Consider the following 1,322-nt stretch of genomic DNA (forward strand, 5'->3'; position numbering starts at 1 on the left):
CAGCCCGAACCAGAGAATGAGCCAGATCGCAACACACCCCAAAGCCGCCACAAGAGCGAGCGATTCAGACCGCCTGCGCAGCCGGCAAGAGAATCCGGTCCTGCCTCCAAGGTCAGCGCCGCTCCCAGCGAAGAGCTCGGGCCTGCCACGAAGGCTCATCTCCATCGGCTGCGAGGTCGCGACGGCCTCCACCGCGGAGCAACGCACTGCCGGCGCCGAGGTCGATCGCGCACGTAGAACAGATCGTCGGCGCACACGTGCCGCAGGCGGTCTCGCCAGATCGGGGTCCAGGCGCCGTGCAAATCCCTGCCTCACGAGCAAAGGTCGTCCTTTCGACCTGCCAGCCAGTCGCCTGTTCTTGCTGAGCTCGCAGACCGGATCTCTCCGACATGTCGATAGCCATCTGACATCGACGCGATGCGGATACCAAGTCCCTGCAGAACACACCCGAGCAGGGGATCTGCCCACACCGCGAACTCAACGCGCCGTGCTCGGTCGACAAGGTCATCAGTCCCCGAGTGACCCGGATGACACACCAAGACGTCGCCATCCAGCGCATTGTTCAGCCAAAGTAGGAGCAGTGCGCGGTACTCGCTCGCACTGGCCTGAGTGCCATGAACGCCGAGCCAACGGTGTTTGACCGTGAAGCCAAGCGCCCTTGCTCTGTGGCGAAAGCCTTCCCCTCCCTGTGAGCGGTCGATGAACCATGCCTTTCGGCCGTGGAACCTCACCGCGGCGTCGATGGATGAAGCGGGAGCCGGGGAGGCGCACACGCGAAGCCAGGGCAACGTGCTGCGATAGCGCTGCACGAGCACGTCCAGCAATATGTCCCGGATCACTGGCAACAGATGCACATGCTCGTGCCCATCGACATGCGCAGGGGCGCGAAACATCTCGTCTTCAAATGCCGTAAGCTGGCGCAAGAGCGCTTCGCGGATGCGCCGCTTCGGCAACATGCGCAGATGCGCAGCCGCAATAAGTGCCTGCATCGATCCCAGTGCAGGGGATCCCCGGAACGGCAGAGTCAAATTGAAATGAAGACCCACATCCACCTGATCGGCGTCAAGCTCTCGCGCAGACGACGCGCCACGGGGCCATTCCGGCGCCTGGGTCATCGCACTCAGGGCACTGACGCGCCCCATCTGCACCAGACGCAGCGCCGCCGCGTTGATCCCTTGGTGCAAGCCGAAGTCGTCCACGCAGACCGTGAGCGTTCGTAGCTCCGGACGCGTCGCAGGCACGATGGCATCGTGCCACTCCCTGTCAGCCGCCATCATGGCCGGTAGATCTTCACCCCGCCACCGACATCTTGCTCGACGCGG

The 1,322-nt window shown here is 63.8% G+C and carries 1 protein-coding gene; it reads right to left on the minus strand.

Translation table 11 applies throughout. The features are described 5' to 3' along the window. Positions 1-311: 311 nt before the first annotated feature. On the minus strand, positions 312-1,322 hold a 1,011-nt coding region (locus ACSFA3_RS23690; RefSeq protein ID WP_435507860.1), incomplete at its 5' end, for a ChbG/HpnK family deacetylase.

The organism is Variovorax glucosi, assembly GCF_051216695.1.
Taxonomy (GTDB): domain Bacteria; phylum Pseudomonadota; class Gammaproteobacteria; order Burkholderiales; family Burkholderiaceae_C; genus Variovorax.